General features: G+C 61.4%; 15 protein-coding genes. 6 read left to right on the forward strand and 9 right to left on the reverse strand.

The features are described 5' to 3' along the window. From rpmA to ndk, 4 genes are all read right to left on the reverse strand, one after another. Positions 1-267 (reverse strand): 50S ribosomal protein L27, encoded by a 267-nt coding sequence (gene rpmA / locus CCANI_RS10545; RefSeq protein WP_146324166.1) that lies wholly within the window; start codon positions 265-267, stop codon positions 1-3. A 44-nt stretch (positions 268-311) separates the two neighbouring features. Beyond that, positions 312-620 carry a 50S ribosomal protein L21 gene (gene rplU, locus CCANI_RS10550; RefSeq protein WP_146324165.1) on the reverse strand — a complete coding sequence of 103 codons (309 nt, stop codon included), beginning with the start codon at positions 618-620 and terminating at the stop codon, positions 312-314. A 168-nt stretch (positions 621-788) separates the two neighbouring features. Beyond that, on the reverse strand, positions 789-3,623 hold the full coding sequence (locus tag CCANI_RS10555; RefSeq protein WP_146324164.1) for a translation initiation factor IF-2 N-terminal domain-containing protein: 2,835 nt from the start codon (positions 3,621-3,623) through the stop codon (positions 789-791). A 375-nt stretch (positions 3,624-3,998) separates the two neighbouring features. Further along, positions 3,999-4,409 (reverse strand): nucleoside-diphosphate kinase, encoded by a 411-nt coding sequence (ndk, locus tag CCANI_RS10560; RefSeq protein ID WP_146324163.1) that lies wholly within the window; start codon positions 4,407-4,409, stop codon positions 3,999-4,001. Positions 4,410-4,647: 238 nt separating this feature from the next. Here ndk and CCANI_RS10565 point away from each other — a divergent pair, with 238 nt between their 5' ends. From CCANI_RS10565 to CCANI_RS10590, 6 genes are all read left to right on the forward strand, one after another. Next, positions 4,648-6,075, forward strand: a complete 1,428-nt coding sequence (locus CCANI_RS10565) for a gamma-aminobutyraldehyde dehydrogenase (RefSeq protein WP_146324162.1) — start codon at positions 4,648-4,650, stop codon at positions 6,073-6,075. Between the two features lie 16 nt (positions 6,076-6,091). Further along, a complete protein-coding gene (locus CCANI_RS10570; protein ID WP_146324161.1) occupies positions 6,092-7,468 on the forward strand; it encodes a flavin monoamine oxidase family protein in 1,377 nt (458 codons plus the stop codon). Continuing rightward, on the forward strand, positions 7,468-8,310 hold the full coding sequence (locus CCANI_RS10575; protein ID WP_146324160.1) for a universal stress protein: 843 nt from the start codon (positions 7,468-7,470) through the stop codon (positions 8,308-8,310). The genes CCANI_RS10570 and CCANI_RS10575 overlap by 1 nt, the downstream gene beginning before the upstream one ends. Further along, positions 8,307-9,890, forward strand: coding sequence for an APC family permease (locus CCANI_RS10580; RefSeq protein ID WP_146324159.1), 1,584 nt, complete (start codon positions 8,307-8,309; stop codon positions 9,888-9,890). The genes CCANI_RS10575 and CCANI_RS10580 overlap by 4 nt, the downstream gene beginning before the upstream one ends. A 279-nt stretch (positions 9,891-10,169) precedes the next feature. Continuing rightward, on the forward strand, positions 10,170-10,493 hold the full coding sequence (locus CCANI_RS10585; RefSeq protein WP_246118200.1) for a DUF485 domain-containing protein: 324 nt from the start codon (positions 10,170-10,172) through the stop codon (positions 10,491-10,493). After that, on the forward strand, positions 10,490-12,091 hold the full coding sequence (locus CCANI_RS10590) for a monocarboxylic acid transporter (RefSeq protein WP_146324157.1): 1,602 nt from the start codon (positions 10,490-10,492) through the stop codon (positions 12,089-12,091). Before CCANI_RS10585 ends, CCANI_RS10590 begins: the two co-directional genes overlap by 4 nt. A 51-nt stretch (positions 12,092-12,142) precedes the next feature. Here the strand turns inward: CCANI_RS10590 and CCANI_RS10595 are convergent, their stop codons facing one another. From CCANI_RS10595 to gabT, 5 genes are all read right to left on the reverse strand, one after another. Further along, the gene (locus tag CCANI_RS10595) at positions 12,143-12,568 is read right to left on the reverse strand and encodes a DUF4233 domain-containing protein (protein WP_146324156.1); all 426 of its coding nucleotides are present in this window, start codon (positions 12,566-12,568) and stop codon (positions 12,143-12,145) included. Continuing rightward, positions 12,565-14,040: a bifunctional tetrahydrofolate synthase/dihydrofolate synthase gene (folC, locus tag CCANI_RS10600; protein WP_146324155.1), complete on the reverse strand. Its 1,476-nt coding sequence runs from the start codon at positions 14,038-14,040 to the stop codon at positions 12,565-12,567. Before folC ends, CCANI_RS10595 begins: the two co-directional genes overlap by 4 nt. Beyond that, the gene (locus CCANI_RS10605; protein WP_146324154.1) at positions 14,037-16,730 is read right to left on the reverse strand and encodes a valine--tRNA ligase; all 2,694 of its coding nucleotides are present in this window, start codon (positions 16,728-16,730) and stop codon (positions 14,037-14,039) included. The genes folC and CCANI_RS10605 overlap by 4 nt, the downstream gene beginning before the upstream one ends. Before the next feature lie 74 nt (positions 16,731-16,804). After that, positions 16,805-18,271, reverse strand: coding sequence for an NAD-dependent succinate-semialdehyde dehydrogenase (locus tag CCANI_RS10610; protein WP_146324153.1), 1,467 nt, complete (start codon positions 18,269-18,271; stop codon positions 16,805-16,807). After that, positions 18,261-19,607 (reverse strand): 4-aminobutyrate--2-oxoglutarate transaminase, encoded by a 1,347-nt coding sequence (gabT, locus tag CCANI_RS10615; RefSeq protein WP_146324173.1) that lies wholly within the window; start codon positions 19,605-19,607, stop codon positions 18,261-18,263. The genes CCANI_RS10610 and gabT overlap by 11 nt, the downstream gene beginning before the upstream one ends. Between the last annotated feature and the right edge of the window lie 74 nt (positions 19,608-19,681).

The following is a 19,681-nucleotide window of genomic DNA, read 5'->3' on the forward strand; positions in this document are numbered from 1 at the left end:
TTACGCGGAAACTGCTTCGGTTTCTACGATGTTTACTACCTTGCGGTTGCGCTTCACGCCGAATTGCACGGCACCGGCCTTCAGTGCGAAGAGGGTGTCGTCGCCGCCGCGGCCTACGTTTTCACCCGGGTGGAACTTGGTGCCACGCTGGCGGACGAGGATTTCGCCGGCCTTGACTTGCTGGCCACCGAATCGCTTCACGCCAAGGCGCTTTGACTCGGAATCGCGACCGTTGTTAGAGCTGGATGCGCCCTTCTTGTGTGCCATTGTCTATTTCCCTCCTTTGGAAAATATGTTCAGCCTACCGGCTTTTACTTGGAAATCCCGGTGACCTTGACAACGGTCAGGGGCTGACGGTGACCCTGGCGCTTCTTGTAACCGGTCTTGTTCTTGTACTTCAGGATACGGATCTTCGGGCCCTTAACGTGCTCGACGATCTCGGCGTTAACGCTCACACTTGCGAGCTTGTCAGCGGTGGTGGTCACATCGGCGCCATCGACGAGCAGAACCGGGGTGAGAGCCACGGACGCACCCGGCTCACCCTCGATCTTCTCGACCTTGACGAGGTCACCTTCGGCAACCTTGTACTGCTTGCCGCCGGTCTTGACGATCGCGTACATAGGAGGGCTACCCCTTTATCTATAAACTCGGATCAGGCACCGCACTTCAAACAAGCAGTGGCCTGAATTTACTGTCTTACTGCATTTGAGCTCCACGGCAGGGCCGAACCCCGCCTGAAACTGCGACTTTCGAAGCCTACCCCTTGCGGGGTGTAAACACCAAACCGCCTAGTTCGATCGGTAGGATTTCCGAACCACGCGTCGCCGCCCGCGGGAAGACTGCACCTTTGTGGTGGCTGTCTGCGCCGCGGCGGTTTCGGTACGCCGTTCTTGTTTTGGTGCGGCAACGCTGGCCGCGGACCTGCGCACCGCCCGCCTGCGACCGCGACGAATTGAGGTTTCTACCACAGCTTCCACGTGTTCGGCTACCGCATCGGCCGCTTGTCGACGCCGCGGCTTCTCACCCGCCTCCGCATCCACACGTTCGACCGTCTCGCCGCGCCGCTTGGTGGCCGCTCGGCGCCGGCCACGGCGACGCTTTTCGATCACTTCTGCGACCGCATCATCGGCATCGTCATCCGCCACAACCGGCGTCGCCTGCTCGGGCTCCACATAATCGGCGGGGTCTGGCCGCCGATCGGAACGGGAATTGCCGCGGGTGGCCCGCTTTCGGCGTGGCGACGCCTCAAAGGCGGCGACAGCCTCTTCGAAGGTCATCCGCTGCGGGGCCTGTTCCTCTTCCTCCGTCGTGATCACCACTGCGGCCGCGAGTTCCTCAATGGTCGGCTTCTTTTCGGCGGCGTGTTCCTCTTCGCGCCGCTCCGCCTTAGCGCTCGGCTGCTGCGCGGGCCGTGCCGCGACCTCGTGCTTGCGCCGCGATCCGCCGCCGCTTCGGGTTTCCTGGTAGTCCACGGGATCGTCGTGCAGAATAATGCCGCGTCCGCCGCATTGTTCGCATTCGGTGGAGAAGGTTTCCAGCAGCCCGGTGCCCAGCCGCTTGCGGGTCATTTGCACCAATCCGAGCGAGGTGACCTCGGAGATCTGGTGTCGGGTGCGATCCCGCCCGAGCGCTTCGGTCAGCCTCCGCAGCACTAGGTCCTGGTTTTCGGGCAGCACCATGTCGATAAAGTCCACGACCACCATGCCGCCCATATCGCGCAACCGCATTTGGCGCACGATTTCCTCGGCGGCCTCCAAGTTGTTGCGGGTGACGGTTTCCTCGAGGTTGCCGCCGGAGCCGGTGAATTTCCCGGTATTCACGTCGATCACGGTCATGGCTTCGGTGCGATCGATCACCAGTGTGCCACCGGAGGGCAGCCACACCTTGCGCGACAGCGCCTTGGTCAGCTGTTCGTCGATGCGATAGTGCGCAAACACGTCCACGCCGTCGTGGTCTTCCGCGTGGTAGCGTTCCAGCCGCGGCAGCAGGTCGGGCGCCACGGATTGCACATAGGAGTGGACGGTGTTCCAGGCCCGCTCGCCTTCCACGATGAGCCGGCTAAAGTCCTCATTAAACAGGTCGCGCACCACCTTGACCAGCATGTCGGGTTCCTCGTACATGGTCACCGGTTTGGCTCCGCGTGCGGCTTTCTCCTCCTCGGTGCGTTCGGCAATGTGTTCCCACATGCCATGCAGGCGCTTCACATCGGCGGCGATCTCCTGTTCGGTCACGCCCTCGGCCGCGGTGCGCACGATGGCGCTTCCCTGCTCCGGCAGGATGTCTTTGAGCATGTCCTTGAGCCGCCGGCGTTCCGTTTCCGGCAGTTTCCGGGAGATACCTGCGCTATTGCCGTGCGGCACATACACCAAAAACCGCCCGGCCAGCGAGATTTGGGTGGTCAATCGGGCGCCTTTGTGCCCGACCGGGTCCTTGGTTACCTGCACCAATACCTGATCCCCGGATTTGAGCGCTTGTTCGATGCGTCGGGAGCGTCCGCCAAGCCCGGAGGCGCGCCAGTCCACCTCGCCCGCATAGAGCACGCCGTTGCGGCCTTTGCCGATGTCAATAAAGGCGGCCTCCATGCTGGGCAGCACGTTTTGCACCCGCCCAAGGTAGATATTGCCCACCATGGTGGTTTGCGATTCCGAGGTGACAAAGTGTTCGACCAGCAGGTCGTCTTCCAGCACCCCAACCTGCGTGATCAGCCCGCAATGGTCGCTGCGTTGACGTTCCCGCACCACCATGGAACGGTCCACGGATTCGCGCCGCGCAAGGAATTCGGCCTCGCTGACGATGTGCCGCTTCTTGCGGTTTTCCTCCCGCCGATCGGCCCGCCTGCGCCGTTGCGCCTCCAGCCGCGTGGACCCCTTGATGGCCACGGGTTCCGGCGAGGGCTCCTCCACCACCGTCTCGAGCGTATCCGTTGCCCCGCGACCACGGCCTTTCCCCCTGCGACCACGGCGTTTCCGCCGCGCGCCATCCTCGGCGCTGTCTTCGGCTTCCTCATCTTCGCTTATCGACGCCGCGACCGCCTCCGCAGCCGCCTCATCCTCCGGCGCCATGAAAATCGGCGTGACAAAGTTGGGGCCAGCCGCCGGGACGGGAGTGATCTCGGGGACGACGTCTTCGAGGAGTTCGGCCTGTTGTTCGTCTTCGACTGCGGCCGCGAAATCCTCTAATTGCTTATTGACCTTTTGTTCGATCTGCCGGATCTCATTGGCAACGTTCTTTTCCACCCGATGCCGCAGCTTCTCCTGATCTTCGGCGGCTTCTGCTACCGGGGCCTCTTCCACTGCACCTTGTTTCGCCGCATCTTGTTCCGTAGCGGCCTCTGCTGCGCTCGCCTCTTCCGACGGTGCCGCTGCTGCCGGTGCCGGTTCGCTAGGCTCCGCGGCGGGCGTAAGGGCATCCAACAAGAGGTTCGCTTCGGACAGGCTGAGGGTGGATTGCGCCACCTTAACCAAGCCGAGTCGATCGAGTTCGATGACGAGTGTTCGGGAAGGCACGCCAAGCATCTTGGCCAATGCGTGCACCCTTGTTTTCGCCCCCAATTGGGAACGATCAAAATTCTTCAAATTATCTCCAGTGGTGTCAGCCACCGTTTCTCCTTTAACCACGCGCATGCAAAAATTCCCCGGGCGCGAGGCACACAAACCTAGATCGCGAGCCGCACAGGGAATGAACTTTTTCAAGCTTCACGCAAGGTGCTTGGCACCTCGCCAAACCCATTGTTTCACACCGCACCCCCAGAACCTTGCCAGATTGCGTAACTGCCGCGGCGTCGATAAGCGTTATCAGTAAGACCCTAGGGCGTCGCATGGTGGCTCAAGCTCGCGCGTAAGCTTGGTCAGACCTCCGCTCACCCAGGGTCGAACGGGAGCGCCCCCGCACCCCAATACGGGGGTATAAACAAGTCCACCGCATTCGATACTCAGTGCCCACAACCAAAACGAAAGCCGCCCCTCGGCGGAGCGGCGAACACGCGGTGCGTTGGCAAATTACAGGTTTGGGAACCAGATTGCGATCTCGCGGGCGGCGGACTCCGGCGAATCGGAACCATGCACAACATTGGCGGCAACCTCAAGAGCAAAGTCGCCGCGAATGGTGCCGGGGGTCGCCTTCGCCACGGGGTCGGTGCCGCCGGCGAGCTGACGCCAAGCCTCGATGGCGCGCGGGCCTTCGACCACACCTGCGACGAGGGGTGCGGACGTAATGAACTCGACAAGCTCGCCGAAGAACGGCTTATCCACGTGCTCCGCATAGTGCTTTTCGGCGGTGGCCTTGTCCGCAACGCGCAGGTCCATGGCGGTAATCTTCAGGCCCTTGCGCTCGATGCGGGAAATGATTTCGCCGATAAGGCCGCGTTCGACGCCATCGGGCTTGATCAGAATCAGGGTACGTTCAGTCATGGTTAATAACTTACCTTGCTTTTCTGGCGCGCCGTCAGCGCCCAACAGGCGAATCTACAAAGTGGACAAATTGATGCGGAAAATTCGCCACCATGACTAAAGACGGATACCACTGTGACAGGCACCATAGCAACCATGTTGCACAGCTAACACCCTCTCATACTCGGTGAGGTGACGCACTATCCCCGCCCGGTCGGCGATTGCGGCCACCCGCCCGCACACGGTAGGAGCAAGTTCAATGTCCAGTTTTTATAAACAAAACTTTATCAACAACGAGTTCTGCGACGCCCACGGCACGGAACGCATCACGCTGATCAGCCCGGTCACGGAGGAACCCGTTGGCGAAAGCCCGATCTCAGACAAGACCGACATAGACCGCGCCGTCACGGCCGCCGCAAAAGCCTTCGAAAGCTGGCGCAATATCACGCCCGGCGAACGGCAGAAATACCTCCTTGATATCGCGGACGCCGTGGAGCAGCACGCCGACGAACTCGCCGAAATCCAGTGCGAAGAGACCGGCCAATTGGTGGCCATGGTGAAATCCGAAGAGGTACTCGCGGGCGCCAACCAATTGCGGTTCTTCGCGGGCGCGGCGCGAATGCTCCACGGCCTCGCAACGGGGGAATACATGGCGGGCCACACCTCTTCCATTCGCCGCGAGCCGCTCGGGGTGATCGCCCAGGTGGCGCCGTGGAATTATCCGCTGATGATGGCGTTTTGGAAGCTCGGCCCGGCCCTCGCGGCGGGCAATACTGTGGTGCTGAAACCCTCCGACACCACCCCGAGCTCCACGCTCAAACTTGCGGAACTCATCGGCGGGATCCTGCCGCCAGGGGTGGTCAATATCGTGCTTGGCGACGCCAGCACCGGCGCCGCCCTCGTCGAACACCCGGTGGTTCGCATGGCCGCCATTACCGGTTCCGTCCCCGCCGGGCGCGCCGTCGGGCGTTCTGCCGGGGAAAACCTGAAACGCAGCCACCTCGAGCTGGGCGGCAAAGCGCCGGTGATCGTGTGCGCCGACGCCGATTTGCCCGCCGCCGCGGAAACCATCGCCGCCACCGGCATTTTCAATGGCGGCCAGGACTGCACCGCAGCCACTCGAATCATTGTTCAGGCGAGCGTGGCGGCTGAATTCGTGGACCTGCTGGTCGCCGAGGCGGAAAAACTCAAGCCCGGCCACCCCAAGGACGAGGACGCGTTCTACGGCGCCATGAACAACGCCAAGCACTTTGCCAAGGTGCAGCGCATACTCGCGGAACTGCCGCCGCACGCCACGGTTCGCACCGGTGGCAACCGCGTCGGCGATAAGGGCTACTACTTGGCCCCGACGGTGATCACGGGGCTGCGGCAGGACGATCGGGAGATCCAGGAAGAGATCTTCGGCCCCGTCCTTACCGTGCAAACTTTCGACACGATCGACGAGGCGCTGCACATGGCGAACGACGTCGCCTATGGCCTCGCGTCCTCCGTATGGACCACCGACCTGCATACCTCCGAGCGAGCCAGCCGCGAACTCGAGTTCGGTTGCGTGTGGGTGAACTGCCACATCCCGCTGGTGGCCGAGATGCCGCACGGCGGGTTCAAGGATTCCGGTTACGGAAAGGACCTTTCCCTCTACAGCGTGGAGGAATACACCCGCATCAAGCACGTTATGGTCGCACACTAATTCGAGGAGAACACTGATGACTGAACCTAACCACACTGTCGAAGTCGCGATCGTCGGCGCGGGTCCCGCCGGCCTTTCGGCCGCATACCGGCTCCAACAGCAGGGCATTTCCTGCCACGTTTTGGAGGCGCGGGACCGCGTCGGCGGACGCACTCGAAGCGACGTCATGGACGGCGCATGGTACGAAATCGGCGGCCAATGGGTGTCCCCCGACCAGACCGAGTTAAAAGTGCTGCTTTCGGAACTGGGTTTGGAGACCTACCAGCGCTACCGCGAGGGCGATTCCATCTACCTTGCGCCGAACGGTGAGGTGCGCCGTTACACCGGCGAAATTTTCCCCTGCGCCCCCGAGACGCAACGCGAAATCGAACGCCTGATCAAGATTCTCGACGACCTGACCGCCGCCATGGACCCCGAGGCACCGTGGGATCACCCGCAGGCCCGCGAGCTGGACACCGTCAGCTTCAAGCATTGGCTGGAGCAAGAATCCGACGATGCGGAGGCTCGCAATAATATCGGCCTGTTTATCGCCGGCGGCATGCTCACCAAGCCTGCGCACGCGTTTTCGGCGTTGCAGGCGGTGCATATGGCGGCGTCGGCAGGCAGTTTCTCCAACCTCGTGGACGAGGATTTCATTCTCGACGCCCGCGTCATCGGCGGCATGCAGAAAGTTTCGCTGGCACTGGCTGAGCGCATCGGTTCCGAACACATCACGCTGGGAACCCCAGTGCGAACCATCGATTATTCAAACCCCGAATTCGTAACTGTGTACGGAGACAACGGCGTCACGGTGCGCGCCAAATACGTCATCTTGGCGGTGCCACCCACCCTGTATCACCGCATCAGCTACGTACCGGAAATGCCACGCCTGCAACACCTGATGCACCAATACCAATCCATGGGTCTGGTAATTAAGGTGCACGCCACCTATGACACGCCGTTCTGGCGGGACAAGGGCCTTTCCGGCACCTGTTTCTCAGCGGCACACCTAGTGCAGGAGATCTACGACAATACCAACCACGGCGACCAGCGCGGCACCCTCGTGGGCTTTGTGGCGGACGAGAAGGCCGACGAGATGTTTAAGCTCAGCGCCGCGGAACGCAAGGCGACCATCCTCGCCGCAATGGCCGAGATGCTGGGCGAGGAAACCAAACATCCTGTCGCCTACTACGAGTCGGACTGGGGTTCGGAAGAGTGGACGCGGGGCGCATACGCCGCTTCCTACGATCTGGGTGGATTGAGCCGCTTCGGCCGCTATAACAACGACCCGGTGGATCGCATCCACTTCGCCTGCGCCGATATCGCGGGAGCGGGCTACCAGCACGTCGACGGTGCGGTCCGCATGGGGCACCGGGTTGCCGCAACTTTGAGCGAATTGTTGCGGGAGCAATAATGAAGTGCATCGTTGGCTACGAGGCCACCCCCACTGGCATCGATGCCATCACCGCCGGCATAGATCTGGCGCGTTGCCTCAGACTCGAGCTGGATATCGTGCTGGTGCTGCGGCACCACGACGAATTCAATCAGGCATACCCGCCCACCGGCCACAACGACGATATCTTTGTTCGACAGGGATTCACGTGGCTTGAGGGCGCGCTCAAGATGATCCCGCCGGATGTGACGGCAACCGGACATCTGGTATCAGCGCATTCCACCGCCGCAGGTTTGGTCCGGGCGGCGGAACACGCCGGGGCGAGCATGATCGTGGTGGGCGCGGCGTCGACAAGCCCGTTAAAGCGGCATCGGTTGGGCACCGTGGCGCAGGATTTGCTGTACGGTTCGCCGGTGCCGATCGCGTTGGCGCCGCGCGGGCATCGCAGCACAAAAATCGAGCGTTTAAATTGTGCGGTCGGACGGCTTCCCGGCGCGAATCCCCTGGTAGGCGTGGGTTTGACGCTGGCGGAGCATTCGGGCCTTCCGCTGCGTTTGGTGGCCTTGGCTACCGATTCCGGCACCGCCCAAACGCACACCGAACACGTGCTCAAACAAGCTATCGAAACCACGGGGATTGACTTGCCGGTTGAGATCAAAATCGGCGAGGGTGAAGACGTTGCGGAAGCGGCACGCAGCGTGGGTTGGCACGACGGCGATCTGCTGTTCGTGGGCTCCTCCCGGGTGGCCACATCGCGCACCGTATTCCTCGGGGCGGTGTCCATGAAAATCCTTCGTGAGCTGGAAGTTCCAATGATCGTCGTGCCGCGCGATTACACCATATCCCATGGAGGTTCACCATGAGTGACTCCTTTGTTCAAAAAGGCCTATCCAGCAATTCCGTCGGCATGATTTCGGCGGCCGTTATCGGCATCAGCTGCATCGCCCCGGCGTACACCCTTTCGGGCGGTTTAGGTCCCACGGCGAGCGAGGTGGGCGAACACCTCCCGGCCATTTTCCTCGTGGGTTTTATCCCCATGTTCTTGGTGGCCATCGGGTACCGGGAACTCAATTCCTCGATGCCCGATTCGGGCACCACCTTCACCTGGGCCACGCGCGCATTCGGGCCGGTCATCGGCTGGCTCGGCGGGTGGGGGTTGCTTGCGGCGACGGTGCTGGTGCTCTCAAACCTGGCTGGCATTGCGGTCTCGTTCTTCTACCTACTGCTCGCCCAAGTGTTCGGAAAACCGGAGCTTGCGGACCTTGCGAATAACACCGCTGTCAACGTTGCCACCTGCTTCGTATTCATCGTGATCGCGGCGTATATTTCCTACCGCGGCATGGACACGACCAAGACCCTGCAATACGCGCTCGTGGGTTTCCAACTCGTGGTGCTGGTGCTCTTTAGCTGCATGGCGCTCTTCAAAGCCAATACCGGACAAGCGTTCGACGCTACCCCGATTTCGCTCGAATGGTTAAACCCCTTCGGCGTGGAAAGTTTCTCCGCCTTTGCCGCGGGGATCGCCCTTTCGGTTTTTATCTATTGGGGCTGGGACGTGGTGCTCACCATGAGCGAGGAGACGGAAGGCGCGCACTCCACACCGGGCAGGGCGGCCACCGCCACGATCCTGGTGATCGTCTTTTTGTACCAATTAATCGCATTCGCAACTGTGAGCTTTTCCGGCACCAGCGATGGGCGCTATGGATTGGGCAACCAGGCGATTCAAGCAAATATTTTCGCCGAGCTGGCGGGGCCGGTGATGGGGCCGCTTGCGATCCTGATGTCGCTGGCCGTGCTTGGATCCTCCGCGGCGTCGCTCCAATCCACCTTTATTAGCCCGGCGCGCACGCTGCTGGCGATGGGCTACTACAAAGCACTTCCGAAAAGCTTTGCGCATATTTCCCCGAAGCATCAGAGTCCGGACGTAGCCACATGGGTTGCCGCCGGAATCTCCTTCGCCTTCTACGCGATCATGCGCGTGATCAGCGAGGCCGTGCTGTGGGACACGATTACGGCATTGGGCATGATGGTGTGCTTCTATTACGCGATCACCGCCTTCGCCTGCGTGTGGTATTTCCGCAAGGAAAGCTGGCGCAGCGCAAAGACCCTGGTAAGCCAGCTGGTGTGCCCGCTTATTGGGGGCATCCTGCTCCTGGTGTTCTTTGTGCAAACCTCCTATGACGCAATGGATCCGAGTTATGGCTCCGGCTCCTCGCTATTCGGCATCGGCCTGGTGTTTATCCTGGGCGTGGCCGTGCTGGTCAGCGGATTACTGGTGCTGGCCGTCACCTGGATTCGCAGCCCCGATTTCTTCCGCAGCAAGGGGTTGCGGCGCGGGCTGCCCACCGACGATGTGGTGCTTATGGAGGACACAACCATCAGCGTCTTCGACCACCCCGCCGAGACGGAGACCGTGGCCTCGACGGCGCAGCGAAAACCCTAACTCCTTGGGGTGTATTCATGGGGTGTTCTCTGACCCCGCGCGCGAACGCCTGTCCAAGTGCGGCGCAAAGGAGAACCGCTCTGTGACCGACCTCTCCGAAAGATAAGCTTAAGCGCTTGAAAAATGCCCCCGAAAGGGGCGTTTTTGTGTTTTAGGCCACACCTATAAGTGCTGCTCCTCCCCCTCTTTTAAAAAATGCATCGCGCAGACCTCTTCTCAGCAGCACCTAAAAAGGTTTCAATTCCTTAAAAGTGATCCAGACCACTTGAGAGGAGAATTGTGTCCCCGATTATAGAATCCGAGTCCTTCGTGGCTGAGCAGAACAGCCCCGAATTCCAGCAATTGCGAAAAACCTTCCGAGGTTTCGCCTTCCCCGTCACCATCGGCTTTCTTGGCTGGTACCTCTTCTACATTGTTACGGCTACCTTTGCCGCCGATTTTGTGAAAACCCCTGTCCTCGGAGTCATCAACATTGGGATGATCCTGGGCCTCGCCCAGTTTGTCACCGCAGGCCTGGTCACTTGGGCCTATGTTCGCTTCGCTGACAACAAAATTGACCCCGCCACCGAGGCAATTCGCAACCGCTTGGAGCTCTCCCCATGAACCAAAACGTAGATACCGGCAATCCGATTCTCAATATTTCCATCTTCGCGATCTTCATTGTCGCTACCCTCACAGTGGTCATCCGCACCACCCGCAAGACTTCCCAAAAAGGTTCCGATTTCTATACCGGCGGTGCTGCCTTTTCCGGCTGGCAAAACGGCTTGGCTATCTCTGGGGACTACCTTTCCGCAGCAGCTTTCCTCGGCGTCACTGGCGCCATCGCGATGTACGGCTACGATGGCTTCATCTACTCCATCGGATTCCTCATCGCGCTACTCGTTGCACTCGTGCTAGTAGCCGAGCCACTACGCAATACCGGGCGCTTTACCATGGCGGATGTTTTGTCTTTCCGCCTCAAGCAACGACCAGTTCGCACCGCAGCGGCAATCACCACCCTCGCAGTTTCCCTGTTCTATCTCATCGCCCAAATGGCTGGCGCCGGCGGTTTGGTTGCTCTTCTTTTGGGGCTCGAAGGCAAAGCCGCCCAAGCAGCCGTGGTTGCAATCGTTGGAATTTTGATGATCGTCTATGTCCTCGTCGGCGGAATGAAGGGCACCACATATGTGCAGATGATTAAAGCCGTGCTACTGGTTGGTGGTTCTGCGATCATCACCCTCCTCACTTTCGTAGCCATCCAGGGAGGTTTCCAAGCAACACTCGAGGCGGCAGTGAGCCAGCACCCCCGCGGCGAGGAAATCCTAGGTCCTGGCCTGCGCTACGGGGCTAACACCCTCACCAAGCTTGATTTCATGTCCTTGGCCATTGCCTGCGTTATGGGCACCGCTGGCCTGCCGCATGTGTTGATGCGCTTTTACACGGTTCCTTCCGCGCGCGTCGCCCGTCGCTCAATGACCTGGACCATCGCTATCGTTGCATTATTCTTCCTACTTACCGTGGTCATGGGGTACGGTGCCACCGCACTGGTAGGCACGGAAGCTATTCAAAACGCTCCGGGTGGTAGCAACTCCGCCGTCTTGCTACTCGCAGCCAGGGTTGGCGGCTCCTTCTTTATGGCGGTGATCTCCGCTATTGGCTTCGCTACAATCCTCGCGGTGGTTGCTGGTTTGACTATCTCCGCATCCGCTTCTGTCGCACATGATCTTTATAACTCCGTCCTGCGCCATGGAAAGGCAACAGAAGAAGAGCAAGTTCGTGTTTCCCGCATCACCGTTGTGGTTATCGGTATCGCCTCCATTTTCTTAGGGATCGGTGCAATGGGGCAAAACATCGCTTTCTTGGTCACCCTCGCGCTGGCCATCGCGGCGTCCGCAAATCTGCCCACCATCATTTACTCGCTGTACTGGCGCAAGTTCAACACCACCGGCGCACTATTTTCAATGTACGGCGGCCTACTCACTGCGATTATCCTCATCGTTTTCTCTCCCGCAGTGTCAGGCGTACCGACGGCCATGCTTCCGAACCTAAATTTTGCATGGTTCCCACTCACCAACCCAGCCCTTATTTCCGTACCAGCGGGATTCCTTTTGGGAATCATTGGTAGCAAGATCGGCAAACCTGATAATTTGGACGACCTAGCCGCTGAAATGGAGGTTCGTTCCCTCACCGGTGCCGGAGTAGCGAAAGCTATCTCCCACTAAGGAAAGCCCCGCGCACCTGACCCGGTAGCCCTTCCCGGCCGCCGGGTCCGATCACGTGTGTTGGGTGGTCAGCAGCCCGCGCTTCATCCTGGCGATAAGGTTGCGCCGCAGGTGCAGGATGTACCACCACACTGCGATAAAGATCAGGGCCATGATCCCCATCGAAGGGTGCACGATAAAGCCGATCAGTGCGAATGCCTGCAGCACCAAGTTGACGGACATCGCCCACGGTCGGCTTTGCACGAATGCCGCTAGCAGCATGGCCACGCCGACTGCGGTGACATACACCCAGTTGAAGGTGGTCCAGTATGCGCCGTTGTCCACTCGGGCGATCACGGTGAGCACGAGCAGAATGGCGATCGCTTCCATGACCAGCGTCCCAGCGATCACCCCGCGCAGCCCTTTGAGCGGGTCTTTTTCCGGCGCGTGGCCGGGCCCGAGCGGACCGTATTCAACCTGTTCGTTGGACTCGCTCATGCGGGGTCCTTTCCAAAGAGTGTGCGAGCTTCACCGGCGGTGACTACCGAACCTGTGATCACCACGCCGGAGCCTGATACTGGTTCACCATAGTCGGAAACTTCCTCCGCGAGGGACACTCCGAGGGCTACGGCGTTCGGCAGTTCGTCCGCCACATGCACGCGCTCCTCGCCGAAGATTTCCCGCGCGATTTCCGCGAGATCTTCCGCGGGGAGGGCGCGTGGCGAGCATGTTTGCGTGCACACCAGCTCCGTGAGATACGGCTCCAATTCCTTGACGACGCCGCGTGCATCCTTGTCTCCAAGCACCCCAACGACCCCGATCAACCGCCGAAAGTCGAAATCCCTATCGAGTGCAGCGCCGAGGGCTCGGGCGCCATGTGGGTTATGCGCGGCGTCGATAAACACGGTGGGCGCGGATCGCACACGTTCGAGTCGTCCCGGGGATTGCACGGTAGCAAAACCTTGGCGCACGGTATCTATATCCAAGGTGCGGCCGGAACCGGCACCGAAAAAAGCTTCGACGGCCGCGAGGGCGCAGGCCGCATTGCGCGCTTGGTGCTCCCCGGACAGCGGCAGGAAGATGTCCTCGTAGGTGCCGCCGAGGCCGCGCAAGGTGAGCTGCTGGCCGCCGACGGCGATGGTGGATTGCACCACCCCGAACTCGGATCCCGCCCGTGCGACGGCCGCATCGACCTTGACCGCTTGTTCGAGGATCACGCGCATGGCCTCGGGATCTTGTTCCGCGACAATCGCCACGTTATCCGGGGGAGCAAGCAAATCCGTGGCGTCCCAACGCGACTTAATAATGCCGGCCTTTTCGCCCGCAATTTCGGTGAGCGAATCGCCCAAATAATCGGTGTGATCCACGCCCACGGGGGTGATCACAGCGACATCGGCATTGATCACATTGGTGGCGTCCCAACGCCCGCCCATGCCTACCTCCACGACGGCGACGTCCACGGGGGCGTCGGCAAACGCCGCGTAGGCCATGGCGGTAAGCACCTCGAACTTGCTCATCTTCGGCCCGCCCTGGCGTTCGGATTCGGCGTCAACCATTTCCACATAAGGCTGGATTTCACGCCAGATGCGCACGTAATCGCGCGGATGCAGCGGCACGCCATCAATGGAAATACGTTCGGTAACCAGCTGGAGGTGCGGGCTCGTCGTGCGGCCGGTGCGGCGATGAAACGCCCGCAACAGCGACTCGATCATACGTACGGTCGAGGTTTTGCCATTGGTGCCGGCGACATGTACGGCGGGAAAGGAACGCTCGGGGTTACCCAGCAGGTCCATAAGCATTTCCATGCGGCGCAGCGTGGGGTCGATCTTCACCTCCGACCAGCGCTGATCCAGCTCCGCCTCCACCGCGGCGAGCTCCTGCAAATCCTCCGGAGTCACCTCCAGCGGCGGCGGCGCCGCGGGCTCCTCGCTGAGCGGCAAGGTGAGGCCGTCTTCATCGAAAGAAATCATGAACCCAACTCCTCCAAGCGAGCGCTGATACGTTCGAATTCTTCGCGGGCGACCTGCTGGCGCTTACGGATCTTGGCCACCACGGCCTCCGGCGCCTTGGACAAGAACGCCTCATTGGCAAGCTTCTTGGCGGTGCCATCGAGCTCCTTCTGCGCGGCCGCCAGATCCTTTTCCAAACGCTTGCGCTCGGCGGCAAGGTCCACGGTGCCGGAGGTGTCCAATTCCACCACGATGGTGGCTTGGCTCAACCGCACCTCGATGGCGGCGGAAGGCGTAAACCCGGCATCCGGGGCAGTGACCCGCACCAGGGAACGGGTGATCGCTTCCTGCCCGGCAAGGTCGGCGGCGGCGAAATCCAAGCGGGCGGGAACCCGCTGGGAAGGCTTCACGCCCTGATCGGAACGGAAACGACGGATCTCCGTGACAAGCTTCTCCAGGTCTGCCATGCGGCGCGCGGCCACGGCATCGTCCTCCCGCGGGGTGCGGGCGGCGGGCCAAGCTGCGACGACGAGCGACTCGCCGTCGGTAAGCGCACGCCACAGCGACTCGGTGACAAAGGGCATCACGGGGTGCAGCAGGCGCAGCAGGTTATCCAACACATGTCCGAGCACTAGGCGGGTATTCGTGCCGCAGGTCAGCTCTTCTGGGGCGGCGGCGGCCGCGTCGCGCGGAATCTGCACCTTGGCGATTTCTAGGTACCAGTCGCAGAATTCGCCCCAGGCAAATTGATACAGCGCCTCGAATGCCTTTGCGAATTGATAGCGGTCCAGGCAATCGTCAACGTGGGCGCGCACGGCCTCTAGGCGGTCCAAGATCCAACGGTCCGCATCCGTCAGTTCGGCAACCTCCGGAAGCTCGCCCACCTCGGCCCCATTCAGCAACGCGAACTTCGTGGCGTTGAAAAGCTTCGTGGCAAAGTTGCGGGAGCTTTGGGCGGCGTCCTCACCCACCGGCAGGTCCACGCCGGGGTTCGCGCCGCGGGCCAGGGTGAAACGCAGGGCGTCGGCACCGTAGCGCTCCACCCAATCCATCGGGTCGATGCCATTGCCCAGCGACTTGCTCATCTTGCGGCCTTTTTCATCGCGCAACAGGCCGTGCAAATAAACATCGAGGAACGGAATCTGCGGGCGGCCCTGCGAAGTGGCGCCCAACGGCGAATCGGGCAGCGACGCGGCGAACGTGGCGAACATCATCATGCGCGCCACCCAGAAGAACAAAATATCGTATCCCGTGACCAGCACGGAGGTGGGATAGAACTTAGCCAAATCCGCGGTGGCGTCCGGCCAGCCCATCGTGGAAAACGGCCACAGGGCGGAGGAGAACCAGGTATCCAGCACGTCTGGGTCCTGCACATACCCCGCCGGGGGCTGCTCGTCCGGGCCGACGCACACCACTTCCCCCTCGGGACCGTACCAAACTGGGATTCGATGCCCCCACCAGAGCTGGCGGGAAATGGTCCAGTCATACATATTGTCCACCCAGTCGAAGTAGCGCGGCTCCAAGGAGGCCGGGTGGATCTTGGTATCGCCTTCGCGGATGGCGTCGCCGGCCATCTTGGCCAAGCTTTCAACCTTTACAAACCACTGTTCGGAAAGCCGCGGCTCGATGGGCTCGCCAGAACGTTCGGAATGGCCAACGGAATGCACATAGGGGCGCTTCTCCGCCACGATCCGGCCCTGCGCAGCCAAGGCCTCCCGCACCTGCACCCGCGCCGCAAAGCGATCCAGGCCATCAAATTGCGTACCCGTGCCCGCGATCCGGCCGGAAGCGTCCATGATCGTCGGCATGTCCAGGCCGTGGCGCAACCCCAACGCATAGTCATTGGGATCGTGCGCCGGGGTAATTTTCACCGCGCCCGTGCCGAACTCGGGGTCCACATATTCATCGGCTACCACCAGCAATTCACGGTCCGGGATAAACGGATGCGGCAAGCGCTGGCCCACGAGGTGCGAGTAGCGGGCGTCCTCGGGGTGGACGGCCACCGCGACGTCGCCAAGCATGGTTTCCACGCGGGTGGTGGCTACGATCACGTGCGGCTCGGCGTCATCCAAGCTGCCGTAGCGGATGGACACGAGCTCGCCTTCGACGTCCTTGTACACCACCTCAATATCGGACACGGCGGTTTCCAGCACCGGCGACCAGTTCACAAGCCTGTTCGCCCGATAGATCAACCCGCGATCGAACAACTCTTTGAATATTGTCTGCACGGCGCGGGACAGACCCTCATCGAGCGTAAACCGTTCGCGCGACCAATCCACGGAATCGCCGAGCGCGCGCATCTGCCCACCGATGCGGCCGCCGTACTCCCGCTTCCACTCCCACACCTTGGCCACGAATTCTTCGCGAGTGTAATCGAAACGGTCCTTGCCTTCCGTTTCTTTCAGCATCGCCTCCACCTTGGTTTGAGTGGCGATGCCGGCGTGGTCCATGCCCGGCAACCACAACACCTCAAAACCCTGCATGCGCTTACGGCGGGCAATGGTATCCATCAGCACATGATCTAACGCGTGCCCCATATGCAGCTGGCCGGTCACGTTCGGCGGCGGCAGCACAATCGAAAACGCTGGCGCATCTGAAGCCGCGTCGGCGGTAAAGTACCCGCGGCTCACCCACTCCTCGTACAGCGTCGCTTCAACGGCTTTCGGATCCCATTGTGCGGGCAATGCATCGGCACGGCGTTGTTGAGTCATGCAATCTATCTTAAGCAGCACCGCAACTCGCCCCGCCGACTAGGTACTAAGCGCCGACGCGGCTTACACATCTCCTAGGTCCAAGCAATATATCGGGGGCTCAGGTATTCCTCGATCCCTTCGGTGCCGCCTTCCCTGCCATACCCGGACGCCTTGATGCCGCCAAAGGGCGCCGCAGGGTCGGAAATCGCGCCGCGATTGATGCCGACCATGCCCGCCTTGAGGTGCTGCGCCAGGTATTGCGCGGTGTGCACGTTTTCGCTGAACCCATAGGCCGCCAGCCCGAAGGGCGTAGCGTTCGCCCGCTCCACGCCCTCCTCAAGGGTTTTGAACGTGGTTACGGTGGCTACAGGCCCGAATATCTCTTCGCTCAAGATCGCGGAGTTCTCCGGCAGGTTTACCAATACCGTTGCGGGATAGAAGTATCCGGGCCCCTCGGGGACGCTGCCGCCGGTGGTTGCCGTGGCGCCCTTGGCCAGCGCGTCTTCAACGAGCGTGGCAATGCGGTCGCGTTGGGTGGCGGTAATTACGGGACCCAGCTTCGTGCCCTCGTCGAACCCGTCACCCAAGGTGAAACCGGACATGTGTTCGGTAAGGCGCTCGACGAACGCCTCTGCGATGGATTCGTCCACAAGGAAACGGTTGGCGGCGATGCACGCCTGGCCGCCATTGCGCAGCTTGGCCTGCAGCGCGCACCCGAGGACGAGGTCGAGGTCGGCATCCGCGGCCACGACGAAAGGCGCATTGCCCCCGAGCTCCATGGACGCGCGTTGCAGGTGCTCGGCGCTTTGCTTGACCAGCAGGCGGCCTACCGGCGTAGACCCGGTAAAGGTAATCTTGCGCAACCGCGGATCGCTCATAAGTTCGCTAGACAATCCGGCGGCGTCCGTGGTGGTCACGATACTGACCACCCCCTCCGGAACCCCAAACTTGCGGAACGCATTTGCTATTACTTCGCCGAGCAAGAGCATGGTCAATGGCGTCTCCGCCGCGGGCTTCACAATAATGGGGCAACCGGCGGCCAAGGCGGGCGCGATCTTACGCGTAGCCATGGCGAGCGGAAAGTTCCACGGCGTGATGGCAAGCACCGGCCCCACTGGGTCGCGGGTAACCAAAATGGTGCCATTACCTGCGGGTGCGGCGGCCATCCTGCCCGGGATCCGGACGGCTTCCTCCGCGAACCAGCGGAAGTATTCGGCGCCGTAGGCCACCTCGCCGAGGGCCTCCGCAACGGGTTTGCCCATTTCGGCCGTCATCACATCGGCGAAATCTTGTGCCCTTTCGGTGACCTGGGTAAACACCTCGTACAGGATTTCCTGCTTGCGGCGCGGCGGTACGCTCGCCCATTCGGTCTGCGCGGCGTCGGCAAGGTCGAGCGCATGCTGCCAATCCGCGCTGGTGGCGTCGGCAACCTCTGCGAGCATCTGTTCGGTTGCGGGGTTGATTACGGGGAAGGTTCCACCATTGGAGCTCGCCTGGCGGGTGCCCAGCCACAGCTGCGTCGGCACGGCAACCCCGCGCGGCCCAATGTTAGCGCTCATCGCTGCCCCCAGCATGGCGTTCGATGGCGGCGCGCAACACCTGAAGGCCGTCACGCAGCAGCGCCTCTGGGATCACCAGCGGCGGCAGCAGGCGGATCACGTTCCCATCCAAACCGCAGGTAAGAATCAGCACGCCAGCTTGTTTGCACTCCGCAGCAACGGCGCTGGTCAAAGCGGCATTGGGCGCGCCGTCTTCGGTAATAAATTCGAGGGCTATCATGCCGCCGCGGCCACGGATTTCGGCCACCACATCGAGCTCCACCACGGGCGCGAGTTCCGTGCGAATAATGGCCTCGATCTCCCGCGCGCGGCCGCACAGATCGAGGGTTTCCATTTGTTCCAACGACGCCAGCGCTGCCGCACATGCGACCGGATTGCCGCCGTAGGTGCCGCCCAACCCGCCGACACCTGGGGCGTCCATGATCTCGGCGCGACCGGTCACCGCGGACAGCGGCATGCCCGCAGCGATACCCTTTGCGGTGGTGACCAAGTCCGCCACTACGCCCTCGTGTTCGGCCGCGAACCAATCGCCAGTACGTGCGAGCCCGGATTGGATTTCATCGAGGATAAACACCACATTGTTTGCGGCGCACCACTTCGCTATCGCCGGCAGGAACCCATCCGCGGGGACGATAAAGCCGCCCTCGCCCTGGATTGGCTCGATCACCACGCAAGCGAGGTTTTCCGCCCCTACTTCCTGCTCAATCATGGTGATTGCCCGCGCCGCCGCCTGCTCGCCGGTGCGGCCATCGCGCAGCGGGTAGGACATGGGTGCGCGGTACACTTCGCTGGCAAACGGCCCGAATCCGGATTTATATGGTTTGTTTTTCGCCGTCATGGCCATGGTGAGGTTGGTCCGCCCATGATAGGCGTAATCGAACACCACAACGCCCGTTTTCCCGCTGTACGTACGTGCGATTTTCACGGCGTTTTCTACGGCTTCCGCGCCGGAATTCAACAGCACGGTTTTCTTTTCGTGATCGCCGGGGGTGCGCCGGTTAAGCTCCTCGGCGACCTTCACATACGCCTCGTACGGGGAGACCATAAAACATGTGTGCGTAACGTGGCTGGCGGCTTCGGCCACGGCACGGGCCACGGCGGGGTTGCTGGCGCCTACGGTGGTCACCGCGATGCCGGAGGCGAAGTCGATAAACGAATTTCCATCCGCGTCGACCAGGACGCCGCCATCCGCGTCGACGATAAATCCGGGCAGCCCGGGCGACAGGGCGCGCGCCACGGCAGCTTCCCGCCGCTTCCCGAGCGCCGCGCTTTTCGGCCCAGGCAGCGGGGTTTTTATGCGACGTTCCTGAGGTAGCCTATATTCTAGGTCAAACATCATGGGCTCCTTTCGGCGATATCTAATTCACCGAACATCATGTATTGTGACGAACAACGCATGCCATGTGCACA

Source organism: Corynebacterium canis (assembly GCF_030408595.1).
Taxonomy (GTDB): domain Bacteria; phylum Actinomycetota; class Actinomycetes; order Mycobacteriales; family Mycobacteriaceae; genus Corynebacterium; species Corynebacterium canis.